Source organism: Hylemonella gracilis ATCC 19624, assembly GCF_000211835.1.
Lineage (GTDB): Bacteria > Pseudomonadota > Gammaproteobacteria > Burkholderiales > Burkholderiaceae_C > Hylemonella > Hylemonella gracilis.
Genome location: NZ_AEGR01000042.1, coordinates 49,677 through 75,742 on the forward strand (window position 1 = coordinate 49,677; position 26,066 = coordinate 75,742).

Consider the following 26,066-nt stretch of genomic DNA (forward strand, 5'->3'; position numbering starts at 1 on the left):
GGCCGATTCAAGGTTTCTGGGCGGCGAAATAGGCCGCCAGGCGTTCGAGCTCGGCGTCGCTGTAACCCTTGGCGTGCTGGTGCATCACCGTGGCCTGCAGCTCGCCCTTCTTGTAGGCCAGCAGCTTTTGCAGCAGCACGGCCTGGTCCTGCCCGGCGATCACCGGAATCGCGCCCCGCGCGGGGCCGCCCGCCCCGTTCGTGCCATGGCAGGCCGCGCAGCTGGCGGCCCAGACGCGGGCCTGGGTGTCCACGCCCTGCGCGGCGGCCTGGGTGTACAGGCCTACCGCCAGCATCAGCGCCAGGCCGGGAGCAATGAATGTTTTTTTCATGACAGCTTCCTTGAAGTCCAAGACGGGAGATGCGTGACGGCGGCCAGTATCGGTGCCTCTCGGGCGGGGCGAAACAAATGAATAGTTCTTTGGATATGACCCGCCTTGCATAAAAAGACTCACACCCGCAGCAGCCGCGCCGCATTGCCGTAGAGTACCTTGTCGATCACGTCGGCATGGAATCCCAGCGCCAGCGCATCGTCGATGCTCTGGGTGATGGGACGAAACGGGTAGGAGGAGCCAAACAGCAGCTGGTCCGCCAGAAAACTGTTGGCGGCGTCCACGTAGACGCCGCTACCCGGTTGGAACAGGTACATGTCGGGCACCAGGAAAACGTTGTCGTAGCGAAAGGCCACGCCAATGGCCTGTTGCACATTCGGCCAATACCCGTGGTAGGCCACGAGCGGCACGCTCGGGAAGGCCTGGGCCACCCGCGCCAGAGGTGCGGGGTCGTTGTAGCTCAGGTCGGGCGTGGTCGGCCCGGTCATCAGGAACACCGGCACGTTCAAGCTGCGCGCCAGCTCGTAGACCGGCCAATAGGCCCGGTCGTCGGGGTGGCGCGGCGGCTCGCCAAAACCGGGTTCGATCCCGATGCCCCTCAAGCCCAGATGCTTGACGGCGTGCTCGGCCTCGGCCAGTGCCACCAGCTCGCCCTGCACCACCGGGTCCACGCCGGCAATGCCCAGCAGCTCGGGGTGGCCGCTGACGATTTGATGGATCGTCTCGTTGGGCAGATGCTGGCTGGGGGTGTGGCGTCCCACGACCACCGCCTGCGCGAGGCCATGGCTGCGCCCGGCCTCGCGCAGCTCGGCCAGAAAGCCCTCGCGGGTGCGCGAGCGGATGAAGTGCCCGTCATCGCCACGCGTGCCCACGCGCCGGTTGAGCCAGCGCGCCGTCGCCTCGCCGGGAGAATCCGGGGTCTTGCCGAAAAAATCATGCAGGTACGCCGGGCGGCAACGCATGTCGATCACGCGTTGGGGGGTGCTGGTGGTGCTCATGGCGGCAAGGGGGCGGGAAAGGTATTCAGGAAGCGGAGGCCTGTTGGGAGGCACGGACATCGAAGGCGCCGCCCGTGAGCACCTGGTCGCGCAGGGTCACGGCCTGCTTGCCAGGCAGGAGCGGGAACACCAGCTCGGCGAAACGCACGGCCTCCTCGAGGTGCGGATATCCAGACAGCACGAAGCTGCTCACGCCCACGTCCGCGTACTCCTGCAGCCGTGCCGCGACTTCCCGCGGATTGCCGACCAACGCCGTGCCCGCGCCACCGCGCACCAGGCCCACGCCGGCCCAGAGGTTGGGGCCAACCACGAGCTGCTCACGCCGCCCACCATGCAAGGCGGCCATGCGCTGCTGACCCACGGAATCCATCTTCGCGTAGTTGGCCTGCGCGGCGGCGATGTCCTCGTCGGTCAAGTGGCTGATCAGGCGGTCGGCGTCGGCCCAGGCCTCCTCGCTGGTTTCGCGCACGATGACATGCAGGCGCACGCCGAAGCGCAGGGCCGCGGGATCACGTCCATGCTTGGCCGCCCTCGCCTTCACGTCGGTGATCTTCTGCGCGACGGCGGCAGGCGGCTCGCCCCAGCTCAGGTAGGCGTCGACGTGCTTGGCCGCGAGTTCGTGGGCGGCTGGCGAGGAGCCTCCAAAGTACAGCGGCGGATAGGGCCGCGACACCGGCGCATGGAAGTTCTGCGCGCCCTTGACGCGCAGATGACGGCCGTCGAAATCGACTTTCTCGCCCTGCAACAAACGCCGCCAGATGGTCAGGAACTCGTCGCTGGCCTCGTAGCGTTCGTCATGGCTGTAGAACACCCCGTCGGCGGCCAGCTCGGTCGCGTCACCCCCAGGCACCACGTTCAACAGCAGCCGACCGCCCAGGGCCTGATCCAACGTGGCGGCCTGGCGGGCGGACGCGGTGGGGTTGCCCAGGGACGTACGCAAGGCCACCAGCAGCTTGATGCGCTGCGTGACCGGAATCAAGCTGGCCGCGGTGACCCAGGGGTCCTGGCAGGAGCTGCCCGTCGGAATCAGCAGACCGTCATACCCCAGCCGGTCGGCGGTGACGGCGATCTCACGCAGGTAGGCATTGGTCGGCGCGCGGCCGAAATCGCTCTTGCCCAGGTAACGGGTGTCGCCCGAGGTGGGCAGGAACCAGAAGATGTCGAGGCTCACGGAAAATCCTTGTTGCGTCTTGGAGGGTTTCAGCGCTCGCGCAGCCAGCGCGCGAGCCGGTCGCCAGCGAACTGCACCAGGGTGACCAGGGCGATCAGCACGGCGATCACGAGCACCATCACCTGGGTATCGAAGCGCTGGTAGCCGTAGCGGATGGCCAGGTCGCCCAGACCTCCCGCGCCCACCGCGCCGGCCATGGCGGAGGCGCCGATCAGCGACACGACGGTGATGGTGAAGCCACCGACGATGCCAGGCAGTGCCTCGGGCAGCAGCACGTGGCGCACGATGTGCCAGCGCTTGCAGCCCATGGCCTGCGCGGCCTCGATCAGGCCCGCCTCGACTTCGCGCAGGCTGACCTCGGCAATGCGCGCGAAGAAAGGCGTGGCACTGATGGCCAAGGGCACGATCGCGGCCCACACGCCAATGGTGGTGCCCGCCACCACGCGGGTGAAGGGAATCAGTGCCACCAGCAGCACGATGAAGGGCGTGGCGCGAAAGCCGTTGATGACGCTGCCGACGACGCGGTTGACGCGCGGCGAAGGCAGGAAACCGCTCGGCGCGGTGACGATCAGCAGCACGGCCAGCGGAACACCCGCCACGAAGGCGATGGAGGCCGAGACCCCCACCATCATCAGCGTGTCAAGGAAGGCCTGCAGATAGCGTTCAAAGGGAATGCTCAAGGTCCAGGACATGACCGATCACCTCGATGGAGTGCGCGAGGGCCTGCGGCCCCTGCGTCAAAAGGGAAAAATCCGGCAGCGGCGCGGTGCCCGCGACGGACAGCAGGAGGCGGCCATGCACATGGCCCTGGATGCGGTCGACCCCGCCGTGCACCAGGCGCGTGCCCGCGGGCAGGGCCTGGGCAATGCGCGCGATATCCGGCTCCAGCGCATTGGCACCGGTGTAGCCCAGCCGCAGGATTTTGCGATGGGCCAGCCCTTCGGCGGGCGGGTGCGGCAGCAAGCGGCCTTGCAGGTCGTCGGGCAGTCCATGCTGCAGCGGCGCCAGCAAGGCGCGCGTGGCGACGTGCGCGGGCGCGCCAAACACCTGCCAGACCTCGCCGAATTCGGCGATGCGGCCCTGCTCAAGCACCAAGACCTGGTCCGCGATCTCGCGGATCACGCTCATCTCGTGCGTGATCAGGATGATGGTGATGCCCAGCCGACGGTTGATGCCGCGCAGCAGTTGCAGGATGGACTGCGTGGTCTCGGGGTCCAGCGCCGACGTGGCCTCGTCGCACAGCAGGATCTGCGGGTCGGTGGCCAGCGCGCGGGCGATCCCCACGCGTTGCTTCTGTCCGCCGGACAGCCGCGCGGGCCGGACGTTCGCCTTGTCCTGCAAGCCCACCAGGGCCAGCAAGTCCCGCACGCGCCGGTCGATCTCGACGCGCGAGGCGCCCGCGACACGCAGAGGCAGCGCCACGTTCTCGTACACCGTCTTGGCCGACAGCAGGTTGAAGTGCTGGAAGATCATGCCGACGCGGCGGCGCAGGCGGACCAATTCATCCTCGTTCAGGCTGGCAATGTCGACGCCATCGACCAACACCCGGCCGGACGAGGGCCGCTCCAGCCGATTGATCGTGCGCAGCAGGCTGGACTTGCCCGCGCCGCTGCGCCCAATGATGCCGAAGATGCTGCCCGCGGGAATGCTCAGGCTGATGTCCTGCAACGCGTGCACTGGCCCCGAGGACGCTTGATAGGTCTTGCCCAGGTGCTCAAAGGCGACCGTTCCCGCGCGGACATGCGCACAGGACGCTGGCTGCAGGTGGATCGGCGAATGTGGCGCGTTCATGGTTGCGGCTTTTGCTTCATCCACGCGAGGCGGTAGAAGTGGGTGTTGCTGCCGTAGGACGCGTGCAGCTGCGTGCGCACCGCTTCGGACGCCTGGTAGATGGCGATGTACTTGGCCAGGCGCGGGTCGGCGGCATTGTCCTCGCGGGCGACGAACTGGATGGCCCAGTAGCTGTCGTCGTCGAGCGAATAGCGCAGCGCGGCATGGGCCACGTCCTTGCGACCGGCGGTCACGAAGCTGCTGGGAGGGGAGACTTCCACGTCCACGTCTTCGAACGAGCGAACCAGCTGCGGCCCGGGAATCTCGACGAGCTTGAGCTTCTTCGGGTTGGTGGCGATGTCGTCGGGGGTGATCGCGCGCGGGGTGCGCACGTTGAGCGTGATCAGGCCGATGTCGCGCAAGAAGCCCAGCGCTCGCGTCTGATTGGCGGGGTCGTTGGCGATGGCCAGGCGCGCGCCCGTGGGAATATCTTCGATCCTCTTGTAGCGCGCCGAGTACAGTCCCAGGCTGCCCTGCAGGCCCACCCCAATGCTGCGGAACTTGTAGCCGCGCTCGCGGACGGCATTGTCGAGGAAGGCGTGGTGCTGGAAGTAGTTGGCATCCAGGTCCTTGGCCGCGAGCGCGGTATTGGGAGTGATCCAGTCGCTGAACTCGACGATCTGGACTTCCAGGCCTTGCTTGCGGGCCTCGCGTGCGGCGACTTCCGCTGAGTCGGCCAGCGGACCGGGTGTCACCCCGATCTTGAGCGGGGCCTGGGCCCAGGCGGTGGCGGCCAGCAGAGCGAAGAACGCGAGAGTGGTGCGGAGGAGAATAGAAAAGCGCATGGGTTTCGGAAAGGTCAGACGGTGACGAAGCCCCCTGCGCGCCGCGCGGCGGCAGGGATTTGCAAGCCTACTTTTGCAGCCACGGCAGGGTGTACAGCTTGGCGTCGTTGTTAAAGCGCGAGGCGATCACCTCGCGCACCCGGGCCGAGTTCTGGAACAAGGACACGAACTTGGCGATCTTCGCGTCCTTGGCCTTGTCGGAACGGGCCACGAAGCCCATGGCGTAGAAGGTGTCGGCGATGCCGGAATACAGCAGCGCCTGGCTGGCTTGCTCCTTCTTGCCCGCGTTGAAGAAGTAGCTCGGCCAGACCACCACCAGATCCAGATCGTCCAGAGACCGGATGAGCTGCGGACCCTCGATCTCGAAGAACTGCAGCTGCTTGGGGTTCTCGATGACGTCGTGCACCGTGGCGCCCACGGCCTCGCCCCGCCTCAGCTTGATGAGACCGGCTTTCTGCAACAGCAGCAAGCCGCGCCCCTGGTTCACCGGGTCATTGGCCACCGCGACCTTGGCCTTGTTGGGAACGTCGGCCAGGCGCTTGTGGCGGCTGGAATAAATGCCGATGTTCTGCAGCAGCCCCAGGCCCACGAACTCCAGCTTGTAGCCGCGCTCCTTGATGGCGTTGTTCAAGAACGCCTGGTGCTGGAAGAAATTGAGATCAATGTCGCCGTTGTTGACGGCCTCGTTCGGCAAGGTCCAATCGGTGAACTCGACCAATCGCAGGTCGAGTCCCTGCGCCTTGGCCTCCGGAATCAGCGCCGCGACGGCGTCCGCCGTGGCGCCGGGCGTCGCGCCGATCTTGATGACGTCGCCCGCGTGGGCGATGGCGGCCAGCAGCAAGGCGGCCAGCCCGGTCAGAAGGTGTGAAACTCGCATGATGTTGGACTCCGCGATGGGTGAAGCGTCACTTGACGTTGAGCCAGGTCAGCGTGTAGAGCTTGTTGTCGTTGGCGAAGGCCTTGTGAATGGCGGCCTTGACGGCGTCCGAGCCTTGGAACACCTTGATGAACTTCTGGATCACCGGGTCCTTGGTGCGTTCCGACTTCGTGACGAACTGGATCGCGAAGCGCGCGTCCTCGATGCCGGAATAGACCAGGCCACTGGAGGGGTTGAAGGCCTTGGACGCGACGATGAAATGCGGGTAGCCCTGGGCGATGTCCACGTCACCGGTGATGCGCACAAGCTGCGGACCCTCGACTTCCACGAAGCTCAGCTTCTTGGGGTTCTCAACGATGTCGTCCAGGGTGCCCAGAAATCCGACGCCAGGCTTGAGCTTGATGAGGCCCGCCTTCTGCAGCAGCAACAGGCCGCGCCCCTGATTCACCGGGTCGTTGGCGATGCCCACCTTGCCGCCCTGGGGAATGTCGTTCAAGGATTTGTGCTTGAGCGAATACAGGCCGACGTTGGCCAGGAAGCTCACACCAGCGCTGGCCAGCTTGAAACCGTTCTTCTTGATGGCGTTGTCCAGGAAGGGCTGGTGTTGGAAGAAGTTGATGTCCAGGTCGCCCGCGTCCACGGCCACGTTGGGCGTGGTCCAGTCGGTGAATTCGACAACGGTGACCTCGATGCCCTGGGCCTTGGCCTCCTTGACGACCGCGCCAATGGCGTCGGCGTAGACACCGGGCAGCACGCCGATCTTGAGTTTGTCGGCGGCCTGCGCGCTCAGGACGGACAGCGCGATCAGCGGGGCGATGAGCAGTTGCTGGATCTTCATGGTGATGGGATGGGTTGATGGATGAAGGATGAAGAAAAAAGGGAGAAAAAGCGGGCGCAGGTGCCGAGGGAGGAAGCCGGTTCGGACTTCAGGTCACAGCGGTCTGGCCAGCCAGGGCAGGCTGTAAAACTTCTCGTTGTGGGCGTAGGACGCGCGGATGCGTTCGCGCACGGCGGTCGAGGTCTGATAGATCTGGATGAACTGCAACAGGCGCGGGTCGCTGGCCTTGTCCTGGCGCGCGACGAAGTGGATGGCATACCGCACATCCTCCGGCCCGGTGTAGAGCAGACCGTGTTTGTCGGCGATGTCGGCCTTGCCAGCGGCGACATAGTGCGAGGTCACGCCTTGGGCCAAGTCCACGTCTTCCAGGGCGCGCACGAGCTGCGGCCCCTCGACTTCGACGAAATTGAGCTTGCGGGGATTGACGACGATGTCGTTGAGGGTCGCGCGGGCCCCCGAGCCCTCACGCAACTGGATCAGGCCGGCACGTTCGAGCAGCAGCAGGCCGCGCCCCTGGTTGGCCGGGTCATTGGCCACGGCCACGCGCGCGCCCTCCTTCAAGTCCTGGAAGCGCCGCACCTTCAGCGAGAACAGGCCCTGGTTGGGCAGCAAGCCCGGGGCGACGGCCACGAACTTGTAGGCGCGGTCCTTGACGGCGTTTTCGAGGAAAGGCAGATGCTGGAAGTAATTGGCGTCGAGGTCGCCCGCGGCCAGCGCCGTGTTGGGACCGGTCCACTCGGTGAATTCGATGACCTTGACGTCCAGGCCGCGCTTGCGCGCCTCCTGGGCCGCCGTCTCGATGGAATCGGCGATGGCGCCCGGTGTGACGCCGATGCGCAGTGGCTGGGCATGCAGACCGGTGCACAGCAGGAGCGCGGTCAGCGCGGCCAGGAGCGTGGTTAAGCGTTTCATGACGGGACTCCTTGTCTGAGGGGGATGTCGGATCAGGTGAAGCGGAAGGCGTGGGCGGCGTGGCGCTCGGGCAAGCGATCGCCCTCGCCGAACAGCCGATGGCGCAGACTGCCTTCGGCGTAGCCCGTCTTGTAGAGGCCCCGGTTCTGCAGCTCGGGCACGACCAGGTCGATGAAGTCCTCATAGCTTTCGGGCACCACGGTGCGGCTGAGGTTGAACCCGTCAACCCCAGCCTCCTCCACCCAGGACTGCAATTCGTCGGCAACCTCGGCCGCATTGCCCACGATGGCCGGGTAACGCCCCCCCAGCTCGAACAGCTCCAGCAGCTTGCGACGCGTCCAGCCCTGCTGCCGAGCGGTCTGGCTGGCGGACTCGATGGCATTGCCGGGCGAGTAGTCCACCGGCGCGTCCAGGTCATAGGCCGAGAAGTCGACGCCGGTGCTGGCCGCGAAGTGGGCCAGGCCCGCTTCCCGGCTGACGTAGTTGCGGTAATCGGCGTATTTCTCCTGTGCCAGTGCGGTCGTGGGACCCGACACCACGGCCGCGCCCACAAACACTTTCACGTCATCGGGCCGGCGGCCAGCGAGTACCAGTTGCTCGCGCAGGTCCTGCACCGTCTTGCGGGCGGCCGCCTTGTTGGGCGACGAGATGAACACGCACTCCGCGTGACGCGCGGCGAAGCGTTGACCGCGGCCGGAACTACCGGCCTGGTACAGCACCGGTGTGCGCTGCGGCGAGGGTTCGCTCAAGTGGTACCCCTCGACATCGAAATAGGTACCGTGGTGCTTGACCGGGCGCACGCGCGAGGGATCGGCGAAACGGCGCGCTGCCTTGTCGCGGTGCACCGCATCGTCAGCCCAGCTACCCTCCCAGAGCTGGTAGAGCACGTCCAGGTATTCGTCGGCGCGGTCGTAGCGCTCATCGTGCGGCAACTGCTGCGCCAGGCCCATGGCGCGGGCGGCACTGTCGAGGTAACCGGTGACGATGTTCCAGCCGATGCGCCCCTGCGTCAGATGGTCCAGCGTGGAGAAGCGCCGCGCCAGCAGGTAGGGCTGCTCGTAGGTCAGGTTCACCGTGACGCCGAACCCGAGCTTCTGGGTCACGGCGGCCATGGCGGACACCAGCAGCAAGGGATCGTTGACCGGCAACTGGATGGACTCGCGCAGCGTGGTGTCCACATTGCCTTGGTAGACGTCGTAAACGCCCACGATGTCGGCCAGGAACAGGCCGTCGAAGAGACCGCGCTCCAGCGTTTTCGCGAGCTGTGTCCAGTAAGACAGCGTGTTGTAGCGGGTGGACTCATCGCGCGGGTGCGTCCACAGCCCGTGGTTGATGTGTCCCACGCAATTCATATTGAATGCGTTGAGCAGAATCTGCTTGCTTTGCGACATGGCCTGAGCTCTCAACGCGGTGCTTGCAGCGCGGCGGCGAAGGAGGTGTCGACAATCTTGCGAACATCAAACGCCGAGGTCAGGATGCCTTCCTTTTGCAGGAAGTCAGCCGTGGTCTGGAACTGGCTCTGCGTTGCGTTGTCCAGCGGTCCCACGGTCAGCTTGGCCTGACGAATCCAGTGGCGCGAAACGTCTTGATCGATGGAGGTGCGCTTGGCCCAGGCGTCGGCATAGGTGTCGACATTGGCCTCCACCCAGGCGCGGGCCTTGGCGATGCGCACGAAGAAATCGGCGATGGCCGCGCGCTTGGCATCGACCGAGGGAGCATAGGCCGCAATCGCGCTCAGCGCTGGAATCAGACCCTCGGCGGTGAGGAGCACGCGCGCATCGGAGCGCACGATCTGCTGCGAGATGTAGGGTTCCCAAACCGGGAAGGCATCGATGTTGCCGCCTTGGAACGCGGTGCCCGCGTCAATCGGCAAGAGCTTCACCCATTGCACATGGTCCGATGGGAGGCCGGCCTTCGCGAGCGCGGCCGAGGTGAGCTGCTGCCCCCAGTTGCCGGGCCAGTAAGCGACCTTCTTGCCCTTGAGGTCGGCGATGGATTGGGCGGTGGAGTTCTTGGGCACGAGCAAGGCCACGGTCTTGGGGCTCTGGCGCGAGACGCCAATCAGCTTGATCGTGCTGCTCTTGGACGCGGCGAACAAAAAGGCTGAGTCACCGAGGAAGCCGATATCCACGGCGCCCGCGTTCAGCGCTTCAATCAGCGGCGCGCCGGCCTGGAATTGCGACCACTCCACTTTGTAGGGCGCACCCTCGAAGGCTTTGGACAGCTCGGCCGAGGCACGCAAGTTGTAGTAGCTGATGTCGCCGACCTTGAGCACCACAGGATCTGCGGCCTGGGACAGACCCGAGGCGACAACAAGACCCAGCAACAGCAGGGCACGGTGGCGAAGGCAATTCAGAAGATTCATGAAAGCGTGCTTTCGAGCAGTGGGTAGAAGTGGAGGAGGCTTGGATGGGATGAGCTCAAAGCGCACCATGTCTTGGGGGCAGCCGGTCGTTGAGGTAGTAGTTGCCGATGGCGTGGTACTTCCAGCGCACCGGGTCATGCAAGGTGTGCACGCGCGCGTTGCGCCAGAAGCGGTCCAGTCCACGACCGCCCAGGGTGGCCGCGGTGCCCCCCAGCTCGAACAGGCGCGTGCCCGCGTCCAGCGAGGCGGTCGTCGTGGCGGCGCGCGCCTCGGCCACGGCGACCGAGGCCTCGGCCACGCTGCGCTCGGTGGGATCGGCCTGGGCCGCGTCCACGAAGCGCGCGGCGCGCCGCACCAGGGCCTCCGCGGCGCGGATGCGCACCGCGATCTCGCCCACCTGCTGGATCAGCAGCGGGTCCTGCGCCGCCAGCTCCACCTTGGCGTCGGGCCAGGGACGGGCATGCGCGCGGATGAAAGGCAACATGGCGGCGAAGGCGCCGCGCGCCAAGCCCAGGTCGATGGCCGCGTGCATGATCTGCGCGAAGGGGCCGATGGTCGTCGGCCGCTCGAAGGACGCCAGGAAAGGCACCACCCATTCCGGCTCCACGCGCACGTTCTCGAACGTGACGGAGCCGCTGCCGGTGACGCGCTGACCAAAGCCGTCCCAATCGTCGGTGATGGACACGCCCTCGGCCGCGCGCGGAACGAAGGCCAGGTAGGTCACTTCCCTGCCCTGCTCCAGCGCCGTCACCAAGGTGGGTATCCAGTGCGCGAACAAGGCACCCGTGCAATAGAACTTCTGCCCCTGCACGCGAAAACCTTGGCCATCGGGGATCAGCTGGGTGCGGCGCTTGTAATCCTTGTGGCCGATCTCGGCCAGCGCGTTGCCAAAGCGCTCACCCGCCAACACGCGTTCGTAGAAGAAGGCCTTTTGGGCATCCGTGCCCCCCACGCGCAACACTTCCAGAGCGTAGTAGTGGTTCTGAGGGATCTGGCCGATGCTGCTGTCGGCCGCGCAAATGAGGGCGATGACCTCGGCCAGGACAGCGCTGCCCACGCCGGGCCCGCCATGGTCGCGCGGCACGGTGATGCCCCACAGACCACTGTCGGTGAAGGCGTCCAGCTCGGTCCAGGGCAAGATGCGTTCGCGATCGCGCCGGGCGGCGTCCCGGGCAAAGTCGCTGGCCAGACCTTGGGCAACCAGCACGGCGAGCGTGCCATCGATGGGGTCCGGGCGGCGGCGAGGCGCCCTCGCTGGCGCGGGTCGGGCCTGCGCGTCGTTGTGAGTGGGTGGCGCGGCGTGCAGCAAGGGTTCGACGAGCGACATGGCGTGTTGTTCCTTGGCTCGGTGTCAGTTCCAGGAGTGGCGGGTTGGCAACGTGCCATTGAGCAGGTAGTTGCCGATGAGATGCGCCTTCCAGCGCACCGGGTCGTGCAAGGTGTGCACGCGCGCGTTGCGCCAGTGCCGGTCCAGGTTGTGGGTGGCGCGCGTGGCCGAACTGCCCGCGAGTTCGAACAGCTTCTCGCTGGCCTCCAGGGCGATGCGCGTGGTCAGGACCTTGGCTTCGGCCACGGCGATGGAGGCCCGCGCGCTGTCCTCGGCACTGATGCGGGGCAAGGCGGCCACTTCATCGAGCACGCGCCCGGCTTCGAGCAGCACCTCGTGCGCGGCGTGCAGGTCGACCTGCAGACGCCCCACGTCCGCGATGAGGTAAGGATCGTCATGGGCGTGCTGCAGCCCCGAATCCGGCCAGGGCCGGGTGCGCTCGCGCACGAAGCGCTGGGCGTCCGCCAGCGCCGCCTGGGCAATGCCTTGGTCGATGGAGGCCTGGATGATTTGGGAGCCGGGACCGTACAGGCCGGGCCGATCCGCCAGTTGCCAGACGGGCAGGACGTCCTGCGGCGAGACCGGCACGTCGTCGAAACGCACCTGGCCGCTGGCGGTGGTGCGCTGACCGAAGGAATCCCAGTCGTCGACGATGCTCAGCCCGGGCGCGTCGCGCGGCACCCAGACCTGCACGGCGCGGCCTTCGTCATCGGTGGCGCGCGTGGGAATGCGGTGCGCGAACAGCGCGCCGGTCGAGTAGAAACGGCGCCCATTGAGTCGTAGCCCGCCGGACGTGCTGCTGAGACGGGTCGCGCCCTGGAAGATGGTGCGGGCCTCGGCCGACTTGCGCTCGGGCCCGGCATTGCCGAAACGCCGCCCGGCCAGCACCTCGCCGTAGAAACGCGCTTTCTGTGCCGGGTCACCCAGTTCGCGCAGCACGCCCAGTACCCCGTACTGGTTCTGCGGAATCTGGCCCAGCGAGGCGTCGGCCTCGCACAGGATCACGAAGACCTGGGCCAGCGTGGCGTAGGAAACCTCGGCGCCGCCGAACTCGCGCGGCACGGTGATGCCGCCCAGACCGCTCGCGGAAAACCGATTCAACTCCTCCCAGGGCAGGATGCGCTCGCGGTCGCGCCGCGCGGCCAGGGGCGCGAACTCGGCCGCCAGCTCGTGGGCCACGGTCAGGGCCTCGGCGTCGTCGCGGATGCGGCGAACTTCGGACGGGTCGGGAAACGGAATGGGAGCAGACATGTTCGTGTGAAAAAAGGGGCGACCGCCTGCTGAAAGCAGCCGCCCCGGCAAACGGTCCACAGGGGACCGAGGAGACAACTTCGAAATTCAGTGCATCGCGTCGTGCCTCAAAAGGCATGGGCCTTGCGCAGGGCCTCCAAGGTGCGCAAGCGCAAGGGGATCAAGCGCTCGTCCTCGCGCTCACGCGGGCGTGGCAGGCCGATGTCGATCTCGCGCGGGGCGGCGCCAGCCTTGGCCTCGAGCACCAGCACGCGGTCGCTGAGCACCACCGCCTCGTCCACGTCGTGCGTGACCAGCAACACGGTGAGTCCATGGCGGCGGGCCAGGTCCACCAGCAAATCCTGCAGCTTGATGCGGGTGAACGCGTCGACGGCCGAGAAGGGCTCATCCAGCAGCAGCAGGCGCGGCTGGGTGAACAGGCCGCGCGCGATCGCCACGCGCTGGGCCTGCCCACCCGACAGCTGCTTGGGCAGGCGTTCCTCCAAGCCAGCCAGGCCCACCTCGGCCAACAGTTCGCCCACCCGCGGGTGCTGGCGGCCTCCTTGACGGATCGACTGGCCGAGATCGAAGGCCACGTTCTGGGCGACGTTGAGCCAGGGAAAGAGCCTCGGCTCCTGGAAGATGAAGCCAATCTCACGCGTGATGTCGGTCTGGGGTTGCCCAGCGAGCACGACACGCCCTTCGTAGTCGGTGTCCAGCCCTGCAACGATGCGCAGCAAGGTGCTCTTGCCGCAGCCGCTGGCGCCGACCAGGCTGACGATCTCGCCCGGCGCCAAGCTCAGGCTCAGGTCCTGCAGCACGGCACGATCACCAAAGGCCTTGCGCCGGACCTGAACGTCCAGCAACGCGTCCGCGCCCGCCATCATGCAGCCCCCCGTGCGTTGTCATAGCTGTCACGCCAGTGCAGCAGACGTCGCTCCAGCCAAGCCAAGGCGGTGTCGGTGACCTTGCCCAGCAGGGCCAGCAGCACGATGGCCGCCAGCACGATGTCAGGGCGCCCCATTTCGCGGCCGTCGGTCAACAGATAGCCCAGGCCCTTGGTCGCCGCGATGAGTTCGGCCGCGACCATGAACATCCACGCCAGGCTCAAGCCGTTGCGCAAGCCGGTGAGCACCGCGGGTAGGGCCGCGGGCAGCAGGACGCGCCGGGCCAGCTCGACCGGACCCAGCCGGTACATGCGCGCCACCTCGACCAGCTTGCGGTCGACGTCACGGAACCCGGAGGCCACGCCCATGTAGACCGGGAAAAAGCCCCCGATGGCGATCAGCACGACCTTGGACGCCTCGTCGATGCCCAGCCACAGCAGCAGCAAGGGCACCCAAGCGAGCGAGGGAATGGCGCGCAGCGCCTGGAAGGTCGGGTCCAGCAAGGCTTCACCCCGGCGCGAGAGACCGACCACCGTTCCGATCACGATGGCGAGCACGGCGCCGATGGCGAATCCCGCGAACACCCGCGCGCTGCTCGCGGCCACATGGGTTGTCAAGCCTTGCGCGCCAAAAGCGAGCAGCGTCCGCGCAATGTCGCTGGGAGCCGGCAGAAGATGGGCATTGACCCACCCCAGACGGGAAGCGACTTCCCACAGGATCACAACCAGCAGGGGCAGCACCAGGCCTAGAACCGAAGCGCGCCCCGAATCACGGTTCGGCCTGCGCCGGGCAGAGGAATGCCCGCCCTCGGGCACGTGCAGCGGTCGCGCGGTGGCAGGATCAGCAAGCAGGCCAATCACGAGGCCGCTCAAGGAGGAAGGGGGAACCGGCATGCGCACGCTCCTGTCTGCCGCGACGGGCTCAGCCCGCGTTCACGACCGAGCGCGCGAACTGCGTGTCCACCAGGTCGAGCACGACCTTGGCGACATCGGTGTTGGGTCGCACCAATTCCTCGGCCAACAGCACGGGCGCTGCGGCCTGCAAGGCATCGACATGTTCCTTGGACGGCAAGGGATTACTCAGATCGGTGCGCTGGCTCAATTGCACTTTCGCGACTTCGATCTTGATCTTCGCTTCGTCAGCCAAGATCTTCGCGGCCTCCTCCGGGTTGGCCAGGATCCACTTGCGCGCCCGCTCGTAGCCCGCGATGACCCGGCGCACCGCGGCGGGCTGGTCTTGCAAGAAATCCTGCCGCACGTTGAGGAAACCGTAGGTATTGAAGCCCACGTTGCGGTAGATCAGGCGCGATCCGGCATCCAGCTCGCTGGCGGCCATCAGCGGGTCGAGGCCTGCCCACGCGTCCACGCGGCCTTGCTCCAGCGCGGCCCGGCCGTCCGCATGCTGCAAGGCGACGATCTCGATGTCACCGCGCTTCAGGCCAAACAGCGGCAAGGCCCGCAGCAGGAACAAGAAGGGATCGGTGCCCTTGGTCGCGGCGACCTTCTTGCCCTTGAGATCGGCGACGGATTTGATCGGCGAATCCTTGCGCACCACGAGGGCGGTCCACTCGGGACGGGAGAAGATGTAGGGTGTGCGGATCGGATTGCCGTTGGCCTTGGACAGCACCGCGGCCAAGCCGGCCGACGAGCCGATGTCGACGCTGTTGGAATTCAGGTACTCCAGGGCTCGGTTGCTGCCCGCGCTGAACACCCACTTCACGCCCACGCCGTCTTTCTTGAAGTCGTCTTCCAGCCAGCCGAAGCGGCGCAGCACCAGGCTGGACGGCGAGTAGGTGGCGTAGTCCAGGCGCAGCTCCTTCAACGGATCGGCGGCACGTGCGAAGAAGGGCACGGTCACAGCGGCGGCGGCGCCAGCGGAGAGCAGAGTACGGCGTTTCATGGTCAGGTCCTTGAGGCAATCAATCGAAAACATCGAATGCCCTGCAATCTATCCCCGGGTCACCGCGAAACCAACCAATCAATTTTTGTGTGCTTATGCCTCGATGTTCAAGAGATAAGGTTCCTGCCAAAACATCTATGCACAGGTGCAAAAAAACGCCGGGCCAGTGTGAACCGGCCCGGCGTAAAGACGTGATGGCTGGCTCAGCGCGTCACGCCGTCCCTCAAAAATCCTTGGAAGCATGTCGCGCTAGGCGCTTTTAAGACTGGGCGGCAGCTGCCGCTGATCGCGGTCGGGCGCGTACCGATCAGCCTGGATGTCCGGTGTCACGCCATGCGTGAAATTGGACGCACCGATGGGCAGCAGCTCCGCGTTCCAAGCGTCCCACTGGCGCTTGAGCGTGTCAAAGACCTCCGGGTGCCTGTGCCGCAGGTTGGCGCGCTCCTGAGGGTCCGCCACAACGTCGAACAGGAATTCGTTGTCATTGATCTTGAGGTATTTCCAGTTCCCGCTGCGCACCGCGCGTTGGGCGTTGGCCTTGTAGCGCCAGTACAGCGTGCGCGGATGCTCGCCGACCTGCCCTTCCAGCACAGGCAGGATGTTCTCGCCGTCGCTGGGGTAATCCGGATGCGGCCAAACCTGCGCGGCGGCGAGCAAGGTGGGCAGCCAGTCCGCCGTGATGGTGACCTGCGCCTGCACCTGAGGCCGCACACGCGCCGGCCAGCGCAGCAAGGTGGGGACGCGCAAGCCGCCTTCCAGCAATTCGGTCTTCTGTCCCGTGAAGGGCCAGGTCTTGGAAAAACGCTCGCCGCCGTTGTCGCTGGTGAAAACGACGAGGGTGTTGTCCGCCTGCCCGGTTTCGTCCAGCGCGGCCAGCACCTGACCGACGGCGGCATCGAGGGCTTCGACCAGTTCACCGTACTTGGCCAGATTGCCGCCGTCGTAATGGAAGAGGTCCGTGATCTCGCGCGACACGGCCTCATCCCCCGGCCCTTCCCACGGCCAGTGCGGCGCGGTGAAGTGCAGCGAGAGGAAAAACGGCTTCTTTTCGTCCTCGCGTGCACGGACATAGGCGCTGGCCTCGTCGCCCAGGATGTTCGTGTAGTAGCCCGTGCGCTCGACCGGCACATCGCCTTCCCAGAGGTCGCGCGGCACCTGCGCGCCCACGCCGGGCTTGTGCGTGAAGTAGTCGAGTGCGCCGCCGATATTGCCAAAGAAGCGGTCATAGCCACTCTTGAGCGGCCCGTAAGTCGGAGGCTTGCCCAGGTGCCACTTGCCAATCAGCGCCGTGTCATACCCTGCCTCGCGCAAGAGCGAAGGCAAGGTGGGGTGTTCAGGCGGCAAGCCGATGTCACTGCGCGCGATGGGCTCTTCCAGTCCCGCGGGCAATCGGTACTGGTAGCGCCCGGTGATCAAGGCGATGCGTGTCGCCGAGCAAACGGCCGAATTGGCGTACGCCTGGGTGAAGCGCACTCCTTGCGCCGCGAGGCGGTCGAGGTTGGGCGTGGCGAAATCGCTCGCGCCGTAGACGCCCAGGTCGGCCCAACCCAGGTCGTCGGCCAGGATGAAGAGGATGTTCGGCGCCGCCGTCGTGTCTTGACTGTGGATGCTCATGGGTTCAGGCCTTGGGTTCAGGCGGTGGCTTCAGGCGTAAAGCGGATCGCTCGTGATCCGGCCGTTCAGTGCGTGGTTGGCGACCTCGCGCGCCTTGTAGGCCAGCGGATCGTGCAGGCTGTGCGTGCGCACGTTGCGCCAGTAGCGGTCAAAGCCATGGTGGGCGGCCGTGGCGCGCGCGCCGAGCAACTCGAAGATCTGGCTGGTGGCGGCGAGCGCCGTGCGCGTGCTGTTGACCTTGGCGGCATAGATCCGGGCGGCGGCCGCATCGCGCGCGGCTGGCGTGAGCCCCTCGCCCTGCCGCCAGGCCGATTCCCAGTCCAGCGCGGCCCGGTCCGCCAGGGCTGCCGCGGCCTGCACATCCGCGTCGAGCAGGCCGTAGTGTTCGAGCACATAGGGATCGTCGGCCGCGCGCGCCACGCCGGAGGTCTGCCACGGCCGCGCCGACTCCAGCACGTAGTGCCGAGCCTGGCGCAGGGCGCCCTCGGCATTGCCCAGGTAGAGATTGACGAAATACAGCTGGTGCAGTGGCACGGACAGGCTGAGCAGCGGGTTGGTCGGCGGCGCGGGTGACGCGCCCGGCAGCAGCCCGAGCACGGCGTCGCGCTCCAGCCGGACATGCTCGAAACGGATGCTGCCGCTGACGCCACGCCGCTGCCCGAACGCCGTCCAGTCGTCGCCGTGCGTGATGCCCTGGGCCTCGCCCGGAATCGTCAGCAGCACCTGGACCTCGCCCAGGCGCGCGGTGGAGACGATGCGCTCGGCCACCGCCGCGTTCGACGCGAAATTCTTGTGGCCGTTGAGGCGAAAGCCCTGCCCACCCCCCTGCCCTGCGTCGGCGGCATCGGGCGTCAGCACCAGCGCCGGGTCACGCGGGTTGGATGCGCCGCCCCAAAGCCACCGCTGCGCCACGCTCTGGCGTTGCAGCTGTTCGCGCTGCGCTGGATGAGCGCGCAGAAAAGCGTTGTGCGACAACAGGTAGTGGTAGGCCAATATCTGCGCTGCATTGCTGTCGGCGCGCGCGAGGATGCGCACCAGGGTCTGCGATTGCGCATGGCCACCGCCCGCGCCCCCGTATTCCACGGGGTTCAGGAAAGCCAGCAGACCCGATGCGCGCAGCGCCGCCACTTCCTGCACGGGCAGGCCGCCGATGCGGTCACGCTCCGCCGCGCCCGGGGCCAGTTCATCTGCCAGGCGCCGCGCGGCATCCAGCCAGGGAGTCACATCGCGCGCGCTCATCGCTCACGCTCCGCGCTCGCGGGCTGCGGTGCGAGCGCCTTCGGATCGGCAGGCGGATGGTCGCGCAAGGGAAAACCCAGCTCGCGCAGGATGTCGCCGAGCTGCCAGCGTTCATCCTGCGGGTCGATGGTCAGGCGATCAGCGATGTGGCGGGTCCACAGCGGATGGTCGATGCCCTGCTTCTTCCAAAACGCATCGAGCGCGTGGTCGTAGGTCTCGGCGGCTTGGCGTTGCGCCTCCTGTCCTTGCTGGCTGGAGTCGTAATGCTCGTGGTGCAAGACAGCAGCCTGCGGCAGGCGTGGCCGGATGTGGGTGGACAGTGTCTGGGCTGGGTACCCGACCGCCATGCCGACGACCGGGAACACACCGGGTGGCAGCTTCAGATCGGCCGCGATGGCGCGCACATGGCTGCGCAGCCCGCCCACGTAGACCACGCCCAGCCCCAGGGACTGGGCGGCCAAGGCCGCGTTCTGTGCCGCCAGCGCCGTGTCCACCGAGGCCAGCACCAGCGACTCCACGTAGTCCGCGCCGTCGATCGCCACGCCCCGGCGTTCGGCCAGCAGCTTGGCACGCGCATAGTCGGCCAGCCAGACCAGGAACAGCGGCGCCTGCCGCACGAAACGCCGGTTGCGCTCAGCGACCGACAGGCGGGCTTTGTGTTCGGGGTCCTGCACGGCCACCACGCTCCAGACCTGGAGATTGGACGAGCTGGAGGCTGATTGCGCGGCAGCCACCAGGGTGCTCAGGGCATCGGGCGGCAAGGCGCGCGCCTCGTCGAAGGCACGCACCGAGCGATGGTTCAGGATATGCCGGGTGATGGCGTTGTCGATGGCTCGGTAAGCGGGTCCCGATTTGGCACCGTAACGCTCGGCCAGCAGTTGCTCGACACCCGGGATGGAATCGTGATCGCTCACGGCGTCAATTCACCTTGAAACCCGAGGCCACGATCACGGGCCGCCACTTCTCGATCTCGGCCGAGCGCAGTTTTTCCAGGTATTCGGGTGCGCGCGGGTCAGGATCGAGCGCGAGCTCCTCGAGCTTCGCCCTCATGGCGGGCTCGGCCAGTGCCTGGTTGAGGGCACGGTTGACTTCGGCGATCACCGCGGGCTGCGTGCCCTTCCTGGCCCACAGACTGAACCAACCCGTGCCGCTGGCCCTGGGATACCCCAGTTCAGCCAGCGTGGGCACGTCGGGCAATTCACGCGAGCGCTTGTCACCGAAGGTGGCGAGGATGCGGATCTTGCCTTCCCGGTGCAAGGGCAGGAACTCCGAAGTGGTCGAAATGGCCGAACTGAGCTGTCCGCCAGCCAGATCGGTCAGCAGATTGGTCGCGCCCTTGTAGGCGACATGCACGATGTCGACGTTCGCGGCGTCGCCCAGCAGCAGCCCGAAGAAATGCGGCAAGCTGCCAGCGGCGGGACTGCCGAAGTTCGCCTTGTCCTGGTGGCTCTTGAACCAGGCGATCAGCTCCTTGGCGCTCCTCGCGGGATGCTGGGCAGGCACGGCCAGCGCGAACTGGAAATGCGCGACCAGACCCACGGGGGTGAAGTCCGTCGCTGGGTTGTAGGCGGGCTTGGTGAACACCAGTTGCGACAGCACGGGGCTGATCAAGGGCGCGAGCAGGTAGTTCGCGCCATCGGTGGGCGCGCTCAGCAGCGTGTTGACGGCGATGTCACCGCCAGCGCCGGGCTTGTTGTCCACCAGCACGCGACGGCCTCCGCCCAGCAGGGGCCCGATGCGTTCAGCCAAGACGCGCGCCAGCACGTCGATGCTGCCGCCCGCTCCAAACCCCACCAGGATGCGCAGCTGCTCCGGCAAATCGGAACCTGATGCGGCGCGCGCGCCCAGCGGTGCACCCAGCGCCACGGCCGCTACCGCTGCCGCGCCAAGTACCGTGCGCCGGCTGTGAAAAAAACGATCATCCCGCATGAAACCGCGCCTTCAAATCTTCGCCAACGACACTTCGGTGGCCTTGACCAGCGCCACGACTTCGCTGCCGGGGCGCAGATTCAGATCGTTGACCGAGCGCGTCGTGATCACCGAGGTCACGATGCCCCAGGGTGTCTCGACGTCGATTTCCGACAGCACGTCGCCGCGAATGATTTCCTTGACCTTGCCGCGGAACTGGTTGCGGACATTGATGGCTTGAATGGACATGGTGATGACTCCTGGTGAAAAAAAAGAAAAATCAGATGGCCCAGCGCAGGCCCGTGGCGGGGATGCCGCCCGGGATTCCACCCGGGATGACCCCGGTCCCGCCGGGCCAGCTCGGCGGATCGGCCTCGTGCGCATCGGGTCTGTCGGCCTGCCGCAGCACGCGGGTCAGGATGCGGTTCTCCAGCGCGGCGAACGCGGCGGCGCCGCGCTCTCGGGGGCGTGGCAGGGGCACGCGCTCATCGAGCGCGATGCGCCCCTCCTCGATCAAGATCACACGGTCGGCCAGGGCCACGGCCTCCTGAACGTCGTGCGTGACCAGCAAGGCCGTGAAGCCGTTGCGCAACCACAGGCCTTCGATCAGCGCGTGCATCTCAATGCGGGTCAGCGCGTCCAGCGCACCCAGCGGTTCATCGAGCAGCAGCAGGCGCGGGTTGTGCACGAGCGCGCGCGCCAAGGCCACGCGTTGACGCTGTCCGCCCGACAAACGCGCGGGCCAGTCACCCAGGCGCTCGCCCAAGCCGACCTGGGCCAGCACTTCGGCGGCGCGATCACGCTCACCCTTGGGCAAGCCCAGGGCCACGTTGTCCAGCACCCGCTTCCAGGGCAAAAGGCGCGCGTCCTGGAACATGATGCGGGTGTTGTCGTTCAGGCCATCGACGGCCTGCCCTTGCAGGCGGAGCTCGCCGCCGTCGTGCTCTTCCAGCCCCGCGACCAGGCGCAGCAGCGTGCTCTTGCCGCAGCCGCTGCGTCCAACGATGGCGACGAATTCACCGGGCTCGATGCGCAGCTGCAACTGGCGCAGCACCTCGCGCTCCCCGTAGCGCTTGCTCAAGCGCTGGGCTTCCAGGCGCACGCCCCGGTTTAAACGCTCGGAGTGAGCGTCGTCCTGGCGCACGGCAGCGGTTGGAGTGGGGTCCACGGCGCTCATCTCCTTCACCCCCGTGCGCCGCGGGACGGCGCGGTCGGCTTGAACAGCGGCACGTTCAAAGCGTCCATCGGCTTGGGCAGCAGCTTTTCCGCGAGGAAGGCATCGGCGATCTTCTGCTGCTCGACCAAACGCTCGGGGGTCACGGCGCGGACGGCGTAACTGCGGTTGCCATTGGCCTGCTCGACGATCGCGGGGTCCAGGCCCCAGAAAGGCCCGAGCAATGCGGCGGCGTCCTTGGGCTGGCGCTTGACCCACAGTCCGGCTCTCTCGAGTTCGGCATAGACCACGTCCAGCACCTTGGGGTTGGCTTCGGCGAAGCGCGTGCTCGACAGGTAGTAGCGCTGGTAAGAGGCCAGCCCCTCGCCATCGGCCAGCAAGCGCGCGCTGGATTGGATGCGGGCCGCCGACAGGAACGGGTCCCACACCACCCAGGCGTCGATGGCGCCCTTCTCAAAAGCAGCGCGGCCGTCGGCCGGCGTCAGGTAACGGGCGTTGATGTCGGCCAGGGTGAGCCCGGCCTTGGCAAGGGCGGCGATCAGCAGGTAGTGCGCGCCCGCCGCCTTGGCGAAGCCGACGTTCTTGCCCTTGAGGTCGGCCACGGCACGCAGGGGCGAGTCCTTGGGCACCAGGATGGCCTGGGCCGATGGCGACGGGGCTTCCTGCGCGACGAAAGTCAGTTGCGCGCCCGCGGCCTGCGCGAACACGGGCACGGTGTCGGCCACGTCGGCGCTGAAGTCAATGTTGTTCAGGTTCAAGGCCTCCAGCAGCGGCAAGCCGCTGGTGAACTCATGCCAGCTCGGTTGAAAGCCCAAGGGCGCGAGCTGCTTCTCCAGCGCGCCCTGCAGCTTGAGCACCGAGATCAGCGTGGAAGATTTCTGGTAACCGATGCGGATGATCTTGGTGGTCTGCGCGAGCAAGGGCGCCGCGGCGTACAACGAACCGAGCGCGGTCATCGACCCCAGCACGGTGCGGCGATTGAAGAGGTGAGACATGAACATTCCTTTCGACAACAGTTCAAACCAAGGGCCAGCGCGGCGCTGCCCGTTCCAGGGCTCCCGCGGAACTGGCTCTGCCAGGCCGCCGGGAGCGCCTCTCCGCGCAGCAGGAGGGGGTGGCGCAGCGAACGAAGGGAGCGAAGCCTGGGGTGGCCATCACTGATACCCTGGATGCCAACGCAACCACCAATACTCAAGACCTCGCGCGAGCACGTCGGCCAGCTTGCCCAGCAAGGCGTAGAGCAGGATGCCCACGAGCACGATGTCGGTCTGCAGGAACTCGCGTGCGTTCATGGTCAGGTAGCCGATGCCCGACTGGGCGGAGATGGTCTCGGCCACGATCAAGATCACCCACATCAGGCCCAGCGAGAACCGCAGGCCGACCAGGATGGACGACAGCGCGCCCGGCAGGATGATCTGACGGTAGAGCTGCCAGCGGTTCAGGCCGTAGGTGCGGCCCATCTCGATCAGGCCCGGGTCCACGCTGCGGATGCCGTGGAAGGTGTTGAGGTAGATCGGAAAGAACACCGAGATGGCGATCAGGAACAGCTTGGCGCTCTCGTCGATGCCGAACCAGAGGATGACCAGCGGAATCAGCGCCAGCGCGGGGATGTTGCGCAGCATCTGAAAGCTCGAATCCAACAGCGTCTCGGCCCAGCGCAGCGTGCCCGTGAGCAGGCCCAGGACCAGCCCCAGTCCGCCACCAATGGCCAGACCCAGCAGGGCACGGCCCGCGCTGACCTTCACATGCGTCCACAGCTCTCCCGAGGCGGTGAGGTTCCAAGCCGCGACAGCGACATCCGCGGGCGCGGGCAGCACGCGGGTGGACAGCCAGCCTCGGACCGAGGCGAGTTGCCAGACGGCGATCAGCGCGATCGGCACCAGCCAAGGCAAGAGCCTGAGCCACATCAAGCGGGCCAAGCCGCGTAAGGTGGCGAGCACGGCGGGCCAAGCGCTCGCCACCGGCTCGCTGCTCACCCCGGCCCCGAAGCTTGGCAGCGGCGTCACTTGCAATTCATGCGCGGGCACACTCATGGCAGCCTCCTTCATTGCGCCGCGACCCGCGCGGGCGCGTCGATGTTGGCGACGACCTCGCCGAACGGGCCACTCAGCGGGCGCCCGGGCAAGGGAGTGTTCGCGGCCTCGGCGAAGCGCTGCCGCGTGTCCAGCGTCAGCAGCGGGAACACCAGCTCCGCGAAGCGGTAGGCTTCCTCCAGATGCGGATAGCCCGAGAGCACGAAGGTGTCCAAGCCCAGCGCCGCGTATTCCTCGATGCGCGCGGCCACCTGTTGCGGGCTGCCCACCAAGGCCGTGCCCGCACCGCCGCGCACCAGGCCCACGCCGGCCCAGAGGTTGGGGCTGATTTCGAGCGAGGCGCGGTCGCGCTTCTTGCCGCCCTGGTGCAGCGCGGCCATGCGGCGCTGGCCTTCCGAGTCCATCTTCGCGAAGGCGGCCTGCGCCTTGGCCACGATGCCGTCGTCCAGGCGGCTGATGAGATCGTCCGCGGCGGCCCAGGCCGCCTGCTCCGTCTCGCGCACGATGACGTGCAGGCGGATGCCAAACTTCACGGTGCGATTGAACTTGGATGCGCGGGCCTTCACGTCGGCCACCTTCTTCGCCACCTGGGCGGGCGGCTCGCCCCAAGTCAGGTAGGTGTCCACCTGCTCGGCCGCCAAGTCGTGCGCGGCCTCGGACGAACCGCCGAAGTAGACCGGTGGGTAGGGCTGCTGCAAGGGCGGGTAGAGCAGCTTCGCGCCCTTGACGCTCAGATGCCGGCCTTCGTAGTCGTAGGCCGGGGCCTGGGGGTCGTGGCTGCGGGCGATGATCTCGCGCCAGATGCGGATGAACTCGGCGCTCTGCTCGTAACGCGCGGCGTGGTCAAGGAACACGCCGTCACCCTCCAGCTCGGCCTGGTCCCCCCCGGTCACAAGATTGATCAGCAAGCGCCCGCCGGAGAGCCGGTCAAAGGTCGCGGCCATGCGCGCCGCCAGGCTGGGCTGGTGCAGGCCCGGGCGCACTGCGACCAGGAATTTGAGCCGCTGGGTCACGGGCAAGAGGCTCGCGGCCACGACCCAAGGGTCTTCACAGGAACGGCCCGTGGGAATCAACACGCCCTCGTAACCCAGTCGATCGGCCGCCTGCGCCACCTGCGTGAGGTAGGCATGGTCGACCTGGCGCGCGCCCTCGCCCGTGCCGAGGTAACGGCTGTCGCCGTGGGTGGGGATGAACCAGAAAACTTTCATGAGGGACCTCAAAGGGTTGGAGCGACTCAGATGGTCAGATGGCAAAGGCAAACCGCAGGGCGCGTCGCGCGCGACGATGGCGCACCCGCGTCAACGGAACATCGGCCAGCGATCGATGCGCCGACGCACGCTGGGGCAAGGGCCAGGCCAGGCCCCAGTCCCGCGCCGAGGTTTGCAACACCCGCGTGGTGCTCGCGGGGAACACGGGGATTTGGAATGCGGAAATGCTCATGGCTCGGTGTCCCGGAAGCGCGCGCTTCACATCACTTCGTCTGCAAGGCCACGGCTTCGCTGATCTTGATGGGCTTGGGAATCAGCTTCAGCTCGAAGAAGGTGTCGGCGATCTTCTGTTGGTCGGCGGCCACGGCGGGCGTGATCGGACGCACATTGAATTCGTAGCGGGTCAGCGCGGTCTCGACCACCGCGACGGGCAGGCCCTGTAGCGGCGCGATCAGCTCGGCCGCGGCGCGCAGGTTCTTCTTGATCCAAGCGCCCTTCTCCACCGAGTCCTCGAACAGGGCCTGGATGATCTTGGGATGCTTTTGCACGAACCCTGCCTCGGCCAGGTAGAAGGCGTAGTTGTTGACCACGCCCTTGCCGTTGGCCAGGATGCGCGCGCCGATGGATTGCTCCGCCGCCGCGGCGAACGGGTCCCAGATCACCCACGCATCCACGGCACCCTTTTCGAATGCAGCGCGGGCATCGGCCGGGGCCAGGTAGATCACCTGCACGTCGGACAACTTGAGGCCGTTTTTCTCCAGCGCCTTGACCAGCAGGTAGTGCACGTTGCTGCCCTTGTTGAGGACCACCTTACGGCCCTTGAGGTCGCTCACGCTCTTGATGGGCGAGTCCTTGGGCACGAGGATGGCCTCGGCCTCGGGCGACGCCGGGTCATGGCCGAAATAGACAAACTTCGCGCCTGCGGCCTGGGCGAATATGGGCGGCGCCTCGCCCACGTAACCCACGTCGACGGCACCCACGTTCAGCCCCTCCAGCAATTGGGGTCCGGCGGGAAACTCCACCCACTTGACGGTGGCATTCAACGCGCCGAGTTTTTTCTCAAGACTGCCCTGGGCTTTTTGCAGGGTCAGCAAGCTGGCGGATTTTTGAAAGCCGATCCGGAGATCCACCGGTGCGCCTTGGGCCGACGCCGGGAACAGCACGGAGAGGTTCAGCAACAGCATCAGGACGATCAGGGCGAGCGACACCGCCGCGCTGAAGAAAAGATCACTCCAACGGTAAGGCGTCGGGTGGGCGGGGTCCTGGGCAAATTCGTCCAGAGCGTTGTCGCCCTGCGAGATCGGGTGGGTCATGGCGGTCATCCTTTGGTACTGAAGTACGGAACTGGATCGAGGTCGGCGGGTATCGGCGTGCGGCGGGCAAAGCAGGGGCCAGCCGCCTGGCCGGCGGTTTGAGTTCGGAGAATGCGAAGAGAGAGAG

27 protein-coding genes are annotated in these 26,066 nt (G+C 66.7%); all 27 read right to left on the bottom strand.

The annotated features are described in order from the left end of the window. Positions 1-7: 7 nt before the first annotated feature. Positions 8-331: a c-type cytochrome gene (locus tag HGR_RS04295; protein ID WP_006296870.1), complete on the bottom strand. Its 324-nt coding sequence runs from the start codon at positions 329-331 to the stop codon at positions 8-10. Between the two features lie 119 nt (positions 332-450). Next, positions 451-1,329, bottom strand: coding sequence for an amidohydrolase family protein (locus HGR_RS04300; RefSeq protein ID WP_006296871.1), 879 nt, complete (start codon positions 1,327-1,329; stop codon positions 451-453). 25 nt (positions 1,330-1,354) lie between these two features. After that, on the bottom strand, positions 1,355-2,500 hold the full coding sequence (gene ssuD, locus HGR_RS04305) for an FMNH2-dependent alkanesulfonate monooxygenase (protein ID WP_006296872.1): 1,146 nt from the start codon (positions 2,498-2,500) through the stop codon (positions 1,355-1,357). 29 nt (positions 2,501-2,529) lie between these two features. Next, positions 2,530-3,192, bottom strand: a complete 663-nt coding sequence (locus tag HGR_RS04310; protein ID WP_006296873.1) for a methionine ABC transporter permease — start codon at positions 3,190-3,192, stop codon at positions 2,530-2,532. Beyond that, on the bottom strand, positions 3,164-4,291 hold the full coding sequence (locus tag HGR_RS04315; protein ID WP_006296874.1) for a methionine ABC transporter ATP-binding protein: 1,128 nt from the start codon (positions 4,289-4,291) through the stop codon (positions 3,164-3,166). The genes HGR_RS04310 and HGR_RS04315 overlap by 29 nt, the downstream gene beginning before the upstream one ends. Beyond that, complete coding sequence (locus HGR_RS04320; protein ID WP_006296875.1) at positions 4,288-5,115, bottom strand: MetQ/NlpA family ABC transporter substrate-binding protein; 828 nt, start codon at positions 5,113-5,115, stop codon at positions 4,288-4,290. The genes HGR_RS04315 and HGR_RS04320 overlap by 4 nt, the downstream gene beginning before the upstream one ends. A gap of 67 nt (positions 5,116-5,182) precedes the next feature. Further along, complete coding sequence (locus HGR_RS04325; protein ID WP_006296876.1) at positions 5,183-5,992, bottom strand: MetQ/NlpA family ABC transporter substrate-binding protein; 810 nt, start codon at positions 5,990-5,992, stop codon at positions 5,183-5,185. Between the two features lie 28 nt (positions 5,993-6,020). Further along, positions 6,021-6,830 carry a MetQ/NlpA family ABC transporter substrate-binding protein gene (locus tag HGR_RS04330; RefSeq protein WP_006296878.1) on the bottom strand — a complete coding sequence of 270 codons (810 nt, stop codon included), beginning with the start codon at positions 6,828-6,830 and terminating at the stop codon, positions 6,021-6,023. 93 nt (positions 6,831-6,923) lie between these two features. Continuing rightward, the gene (locus HGR_RS04335; protein WP_006296880.1) at positions 6,924-7,742 is read right to left on the bottom strand and encodes a MetQ/NlpA family ABC transporter substrate-binding protein; all 819 of its coding nucleotides are present in this window, start codon (positions 7,740-7,742) and stop codon (positions 6,924-6,926) included. A gap of 32 nt (positions 7,743-7,774) precedes the next feature. Next, entirely contained in the window at positions 7,775-9,133 is a 1,359-nt protein-coding gene (locus tag HGR_RS04340; protein ID WP_006296881.1) for an LLM class flavin-dependent oxidoreductase, read from the bottom strand. 11 nt (positions 9,134-9,144) lie between these two features. Beyond that, complete coding sequence (locus HGR_RS04345; RefSeq protein ID WP_006296882.1) at positions 9,145-10,107, bottom strand: ABC transporter substrate-binding protein; 963 nt, start codon at positions 10,105-10,107, stop codon at positions 9,145-9,147. Between the two features lie 55 nt (positions 10,108-10,162). Continuing rightward, positions 10,163-11,434, bottom strand: coding sequence for an SfnB family sulfur acquisition oxidoreductase (locus HGR_RS04350; RefSeq protein WP_006296883.1), 1,272 nt, complete (start codon positions 11,432-11,434; stop codon positions 10,163-10,165). 24 nt (positions 11,435-11,458) lie between these two features. Next, entirely contained in the window at positions 11,459-12,685 is a 1,227-nt protein-coding gene (locus tag HGR_RS04355) for an SfnB family sulfur acquisition oxidoreductase (protein ID WP_006296884.1), read from the bottom strand. Between the two features lie 107 nt (positions 12,686-12,792). Continuing rightward, the gene (locus tag HGR_RS04360) at positions 12,793-13,551 is read right to left on the bottom strand and encodes an ABC transporter ATP-binding protein (RefSeq protein ID WP_006296885.1); all 759 of its coding nucleotides are present in this window, start codon (positions 13,549-13,551) and stop codon (positions 12,793-12,795) included. After that, positions 13,548-14,444: an ABC transporter permease gene (locus HGR_RS04365; protein WP_006296886.1), complete on the bottom strand. Its 897-nt coding sequence runs from the start codon at positions 14,442-14,444 to the stop codon at positions 13,548-13,550. Before HGR_RS04365 ends, HGR_RS04360 begins: the two co-directional genes overlap by 4 nt. Before the next feature lie 28 nt (positions 14,445-14,472). Then, the gene (locus HGR_RS04370) at positions 14,473-15,450 is read right to left on the bottom strand and encodes an aliphatic sulfonate ABC transporter substrate-binding protein (RefSeq protein ID WP_039852342.1); all 978 of its coding nucleotides are present in this window, start codon (positions 15,448-15,450) and stop codon (positions 14,473-14,475) included. A gap of 249 nt (positions 15,451-15,699) precedes the next feature. Then, positions 15,700-17,064: a sulfatase family protein gene (locus HGR_RS04375; RefSeq protein ID WP_006296888.1), complete on the bottom strand. Its 1,365-nt coding sequence runs from the start codon at positions 17,062-17,064 to the stop codon at positions 15,700-15,702. A 30-nt stretch (positions 17,065-17,094) separates the two neighbouring features. Further along, on the bottom strand, positions 17,095-18,303 hold the full coding sequence (locus tag HGR_RS04380; RefSeq protein WP_006296889.1) for an acyl-CoA dehydrogenase family protein: 1,209 nt from the start codon (positions 18,301-18,303) through the stop codon (positions 17,095-17,097). Further along, positions 18,300-19,217: a nitroreductase family protein gene (locus HGR_RS04385; RefSeq protein ID WP_006296891.1), complete on the bottom strand. Its 918-nt coding sequence runs from the start codon at positions 19,215-19,217 to the stop codon at positions 18,300-18,302. Before HGR_RS04385 ends, HGR_RS04380 begins: the two co-directional genes overlap by 4 nt. Before the next feature lie 4 nt (positions 19,218-19,221). Continuing rightward, complete coding sequence (locus tag HGR_RS04390; RefSeq protein ID WP_006296893.1) at positions 19,222-20,232, bottom strand: tripartite tricarboxylate transporter substrate-binding protein; 1,011 nt, start codon at positions 20,230-20,232, stop codon at positions 19,222-19,224. A 12-nt stretch (positions 20,233-20,244) separates the two neighbouring features. Further along, a complete protein-coding gene (locus tag HGR_RS04395) occupies positions 20,245-20,460 on the bottom strand; it encodes a TOBE domain-containing protein (protein ID WP_006296894.1) in 216 nt (71 codons plus the stop codon). Positions 20,461-20,491: 31 nt separating this feature from the next. Beyond that, positions 20,492-21,388, bottom strand: coding sequence for an ATP-binding cassette domain-containing protein (locus tag HGR_RS04400; RefSeq protein ID WP_081463438.1), 897 nt, complete (start codon positions 21,386-21,388; stop codon positions 20,492-20,494). Between the two features lie 5 nt (positions 21,389-21,393). Continuing rightward, a complete protein-coding gene (locus HGR_RS04405) occupies positions 21,394-22,386 on the bottom strand; it encodes an aliphatic sulfonate ABC transporter substrate-binding protein (protein WP_006296896.1) in 993 nt (330 codons plus the stop codon). Between the two features lie 153 nt (positions 22,387-22,539). Then, entirely contained in the window at positions 22,540-23,418 is an 879-nt protein-coding gene (gene ssuC / locus HGR_RS04410) for an aliphatic sulfonate ABC transporter permease SsuC (RefSeq protein ID WP_006296897.1), read from the bottom strand. Positions 23,419-23,429: 11 nt separating this feature from the next. Further along, on the bottom strand, positions 23,430-24,626 hold the full coding sequence (gene ssuD, locus HGR_RS04415; protein WP_006296898.1) for an FMNH2-dependent alkanesulfonate monooxygenase: 1,197 nt from the start codon (positions 24,624-24,626) through the stop codon (positions 23,430-23,432). Between the two features lie 34 nt (positions 24,627-24,660). Then, a complete protein-coding gene (locus tag HGR_RS04420) occupies positions 24,661-24,858 on the bottom strand; it encodes a hypothetical protein (RefSeq protein WP_006296899.1) in 198 nt (65 codons plus the stop codon). Positions 24,859-24,889: 31 nt separating this feature from the next. Further along, complete coding sequence (locus HGR_RS04425; RefSeq protein ID WP_169312669.1) at positions 24,890-25,939, bottom strand: sulfonate ABC transporter substrate-binding protein; 1,050 nt, start codon at positions 25,937-25,939, stop codon at positions 24,890-24,892. Positions 25,940-26,066 lie beyond the last annotated feature (127 nt).

Bases quoted from the DNA above. Each gene is read 5' to 3' on its own strand.
- HGR_RS04295 (WP_006296870.1), bottom strand. From the start codon at position 331: ATGAAAAAAACATTCATTGCTCCCGGCCTGGCGCTGATGCTGGCGGTA.
- HGR_RS04300 (WP_006296871.1), bottom strand. From the start codon at position 1,329: ATGAGCACCACCAGCACCCCCCAACGCGTGATCGACATGCGTTGCCGC.
- HGR_RS04310 (WP_006296873.1), bottom strand. From the start codon at position 3,192: ATGTCCTGGACCTTGAGCATTCCCTTTGAACGCTATCTGCAGGCCTTC.
- HGR_RS04315 (WP_006296874.1), bottom strand. From the start codon at position 4,291: ATGAACGCGCCACATTCGCCGATCCACCTGCAGCCAGCGTCCTGTGCG.
- HGR_RS04320 (WP_006296875.1), bottom strand. From the start codon at position 5,115: ATGCGCTTTTCTATTCTCCTCCGCACCACTCTCGCGTTCTTCGCTCTG.
- HGR_RS04325 (WP_006296876.1), bottom strand. From the start codon at position 5,992: ATGCGAGTTTCACACCTTCTGACCGGGCTGGCCGCCTTGCTGCTGGCC.
- HGR_RS04330 (WP_006296878.1), bottom strand. From the start codon at position 6,830: ATGAAGATCCAGCAACTGCTCATCGCCCCGCTGATCGCGCTGTCCGTC.
- HGR_RS04335 (WP_006296880.1), bottom strand. From the start codon at position 7,742: ATGAAACGCTTAACCACGCTCCTGGCCGCGCTGACCGCGCTCCTGCTG.
- HGR_RS04340 (WP_006296881.1), bottom strand. From the start codon at position 9,133: ATGTCGCAAAGCAAGCAGATTCTGCTCAACGCATTCAATATGAATTGC.
- HGR_RS04345 (WP_006296882.1), bottom strand. From the start codon at position 10,107: ATGAATCTTCTGAATTGCCTTCGCCACCGTGCCCTGCTGTTGCTGGGT.
- HGR_RS04350 (WP_006296883.1), bottom strand. From the start codon at position 11,434: ATGTCGCTCGTCGAACCCTTGCTGCACGCCGCGCCACCCACTCACAAC.
- HGR_RS04355 (WP_006296884.1), bottom strand. From the start codon at position 12,685: ATGTCTGCTCCCATTCCGTTTCCCGACCCGTCCGAAGTTCGCCGCATC.
- HGR_RS04360 (WP_006296885.1), bottom strand. From the start codon at position 13,551: ATGATGGCGGGCGCGGACGCGTTGCTGGACGTTCAGGTCCGGCGCAAG.
- HGR_RS04365 (WP_006296886.1), bottom strand. From the start codon at position 14,444: ATGCCGGTTCCCCCTTCCTCCTTGAGCGGCCTCGTGATTGGCCTGCTT.
- HGR_RS04370 (WP_039852342.1), bottom strand. From the start codon at position 15,450: ATGAAACGCCGTACTCTGCTCTCCGCTGGCGCCGCCGCCGCTGTGACC.
- HGR_RS04375 (WP_006296888.1), bottom strand. From the start codon at position 17,064: ATGAGCATCCACAGTCAAGACACGACGGCGGCGCCGAACATCCTCTTC.
- HGR_RS04380 (WP_006296889.1), bottom strand. From the start codon at position 18,303: ATGAGCGCGCGCGATGTGACTCCCTGGCTGGATGCCGCGCGGCGCCTG.
- HGR_RS04390 (WP_006296893.1), bottom strand. From the start codon at position 20,232: ATGCGGGATGATCGTTTTTTTCACAGCCGGCGCACGGTACTTGGCGCG.
- HGR_RS04395 (WP_006296894.1), bottom strand. From the start codon at position 20,460: ATGTCCATTCAAGCCATCAATGTCCGCAACCAGTTCCGCGGCAAGGTC.
- HGR_RS04400 (WP_081463438.1), bottom strand. From the start codon at position 21,388: ATGAGCGCCGTGGACCCCACTCCAACCGCTGCCGTGCGCCAGGACGAC.
- HGR_RS04405 (WP_006296896.1), bottom strand. From the start codon at position 22,386: ATGTTCATGTCTCACCTCTTCAATCGCCGCACCGTGCTGGGGTCGATG.
- ssuC (WP_006296897.1), bottom strand. From the start codon at position 23,418: ATGAGTGTGCCCGCGCATGAATTGCAAGTGACGCCGCTGCCAAGCTTC.
- ssuD (WP_006296898.1), bottom strand. From the start codon at position 24,626: ATGAAAGTTTTCTGGTTCATCCCCACCCACGGCGACAGCCGTTACCTC.
- HGR_RS04420 (WP_006296899.1), bottom strand. From the start codon at position 24,858: ATGAGCATTTCCGCATTCCAAATCCCCGTGTTCCCCGCGAGCACCACG.
- HGR_RS04425 (WP_169312669.1), bottom strand. From the start codon at position 25,939: ATGACCCACCCGATCTCGCAGGGCGACAACGCTCTGGACGAATTTGCC.